The organism is Spirillospora sp. NPDC046719 (assembly GCF_040645715.1).
Lineage (GTDB): Bacteria > Actinomycetota > Actinomycetes > Streptosporangiales > Streptosporangiaceae > Spirillospora.
The window spans coordinates 1-3,091 of sequence record NZ_JBEYYT010000726.1 but is presented as its reverse complement, the minus strand read 5'-3'; the positions used below and the strand labels follow the sequence as shown (position 1 = coordinate 3,091).

Sequence of the window (3,091 nt, the reverse complement as noted above, 5' to 3'; positions counted from 1 at the left end):
GGCCCCGGCCCGGGACCGGCGCTCCGGCGGCTCCGCTCAGTGGACGGTCTGCGGGACCTTCCACGGGTTGTCGTCGCGCAGCGGCGGCGGCAGCAGCTCCTGCGGCCAGCCCTGGAAGGCCACGGGCCGCAGGAACCGCTCGATCGCGGCCGTGCCGACCGACGTGGTGGCGGGCGCGGTCGTGGCCGGGTACGGCCCGCCGTGCTCCATCGCGTAGCTGACGGCGACGCCGGTGGGCCACTGGTTCCACAGCACGCGCCCGCTGCGGTCCGCGAGCACGCCGGTGAGCGCGGCGAGGTCGCCGGTCTCGTCCTGCTCGGCGTGCAGCGACGTGGTGAGCTGGCCGGGCAGCGCGGCGACGGCGTCCGCGACGTCGGCGAGGTCGTCGTAGGTGACGACGAGGCCGAGCGGGCCGAAGCACTCCTGCCCGGCGGCGTCGGCGTCGGCGCGGAACGCCGCGAGGTCCATGGTCAGCAGGCGCGGCGCGGTGGACGCCCCGTCCTCCGGCCACACGACGCGGCGGACGCCGGGGCGGCCGCCGAGCGCGTCGGAGACCGACAGGAAGCCGGCCTCGATGCGGTCGTTCAGCATCGGCGCGGCGGCGACGCCGCGCAGCCGCTCGGCGATCTCGTCCACCAGCGCCTCGGGCGCGAACAGCAGGCCCGGGTTGGTGCAGAACTGCCCGGCGCCCAGGGTGAGGGACGCGGCGTAGCCCTGCGCGATCTCGTCGGGCCGCGTCTCGGCGGCGCGCGGGGTCACCACGGTCGGGTTGACGCTGCCGAGCTCGCCGAAGAACGGGATCGGGGTCGGCCGCTCCGCCGCGATCTTCGCGAGGGCGAGGCCGCCCTTCTCCGAGCCGGTGAACGCGGCGGCGGCGATGCCGGGGTGCCGCAGCGCCTCGACGCCCTCCGCCTCCCCCTCGATCAGGCCGAACACCCCGTCCGGCAGCCCGGCGCCGGCGATGATCTCGGCGGTGCGGCGGGACAGCCGGGGGTGGCCGGGGTGCGCCTTGAGGACGACGGGGCAGCCGGCGGCGAGCGCGGAGGCGGTGTCGCCGCCCGCGACGCTGAACGCGAACGGGAAGTTGCTCGCCGCGAACACCAGCACCGGGCCGAGCGCCGTCCGGTAGCGGCGCAGGTCGGGCCGGGGCCCGCTCGGCCACTGCGGGTCGGGGCGGTCGATGCGGGCGTCGTAGAACGCGCCCTCCCGCACCTGGTCGGCGAACAGCCTCAGCTGGAACGTGGTGCGGGTGAGCTCGCCGTTCAGCCGGGTCTCGCCCAGGTGGCTCTCCTCGTCGGCGAGGGCGACCAGCTCGGCGCGGGCGGCCTCCAGGGCGTCCGCGATCGCGGTCAGGCCCTCGGCGCGCTCCTGGGGAGGGGCCGCGGCCCATCCGGCCGCGGCGGACACGGCGGCGGCGACGGCCTGGTCCGGTGTCATGAGGTGCTCCCTTCGTCCCCGGCGTGCGGGGTGGTGCGGACGGTCCCCGAACCCCGATTCTCCACCGAGTTCCGGTACCCGTAGAACGCGTAGACGATCAGGCCGAGCAGCATCCAGACCACGAACCGGACCCAGGTGACCCAGTCGAGGTTGGCGATCAGCCAGATCGAGAAGCCGATGCCGACCAGCGGCACCAGCGGCACCCAGGGGGTGCGGAACGAGCGCGGCAGGTCCGGCCGGGTCCGGCGCATCACCATGACCGCGACGGCGACCACGATGAACGCCATCAGGATGCCGATGTTGGTGAGGTCGGCGGCCTCCTTGATCGGCAGGAACCCGGCGATGACCGCCGAGCCGATCCCGACGAGCCAGATGACGCGGTCGGGGACCTGCCGCCTCGGGTGGTTCCGGGCGAAGTAGGCGGGCAGCAGCCCGTCCCGGCTCATCGAGAACCAGACGCGGGTCACGGCGAGCATGTTCGCCAGCGCGGAGGTGGTGATGCCGATGACGGCGCCGACCGCGACGACCGTGCCGAGGCCGGCGAGGCCGACGGAGGCGAGCGCGCTGGAGAACGGGCTCTTGACGTCGATGTGCCGGTAGTCCTGCATGCCCAGCAGCACGATGCAGACGAGCAGGTAGATGACGGCCGCGATGGCGAGCGAGATGACGATCGCCTTCGGCAGCACCTTCTTGGCCTCGGCGCTCTCCTCGGCCGCGGCGCTCATCGCGTCGTAGCCGTAGACGGCGAAGAACGTGGTGGCGGCGCCGGAGATCGCGCCGCCGATGCCGAAGGGCAGGAACGGGCTGAAGTTGCCGCCGGAGATGTGGAACGCTCCCGCGATCACGACCAGGGCGACGATGCCGAGCTTCACGACGACGAGGATCGTCTCGAACCGCGCCGACTCCTTCGTCCCGCGCGACAGCACGAACGCCAGCAGCAGGCACAGCAGCGCGGCGAACAGGTCGACCTTGTGGCCGGAGCCGGTGCCCGGCGCGCCGAGCGCCCAGTGCGGGATGTCGAGGCCGACCTGGTCGAGGATGTACGACAGGTAGCCGGAGATGGCGATGGCGACGACCGCGACGATCGCGGTGTACTCCAGCAGCAGGTCCCAGCCGATTGCCCAGCCGATCGCCTCGCCGAGCGCGGCGTAGGAGTAGGTGTAGGCGGAGCCGGCCTTCGGGATGAGCCCGGCGAACTCGGCGTAGCAGAGGGCGGCGGCGCTGCTGGCGACGATCGCGATGAGGAACGAGATCATCACGCCGGGGCCGGCGTCGTCGTGCGCGACGACGCCGGCGAGCGAGAACACGCCGGCGCCGACGAGGCCACCGAGGCTGAGCGCGACGAGCTGCCACAGGCCCATGGTGCGGCGCAGGCCGCCGGCGGTCTCCTCCTCCGACGAGTCGACCGGCTTCAGGCGGAAGATTCCCGCTCGGGTGAACAGCCCGCGTGCGGCCGGATCGGCCGAGGGCGGCGTTTTCGGCATGGCTTGGGACATGACGGTCCCTCCCGGATGGGTCAGGGGTTACCAAGGGGTGGGTGGTGCGGCGGGCGGGGCGGGGGGGCCGGGCGCCCGGCCGATCCCCGCCCGGGGGCGCCGCCCCCCCCCGGGGCACGCCCGTAGGGGGAGATGTCGAATCCCCCCGGGGCGGGATC

At 74.1% G+C, this 3,091-nt stretch carries 2 protein-coding genes; both read right to left on the bottom strand.

What is annotated here, in order from left to right:
• Positions 1–36: 36 nt before the first annotated feature.
• Positions 37–1,437, bottom strand: coding sequence for an aldehyde dehydrogenase (NADP(+)) (locus ABZ914_RS49310; protein WP_387019227.1), 1,401 nt, complete (start codon positions 1,435–1,437; stop codon positions 37–39).
• Complete coding sequence (locus ABZ914_RS49305) at positions 1,434–2,921, bottom strand: amino acid permease (RefSeq protein ID WP_500201507.1); 1,488 nt, start codon at positions 2,919–2,921, stop codon at positions 1,434–1,436. Before ABZ914_RS49305 ends, ABZ914_RS49310 begins: the two co-directional genes overlap by 4 nt.
• Positions 2,922–3,091: the final 170 nt, after the last annotated feature.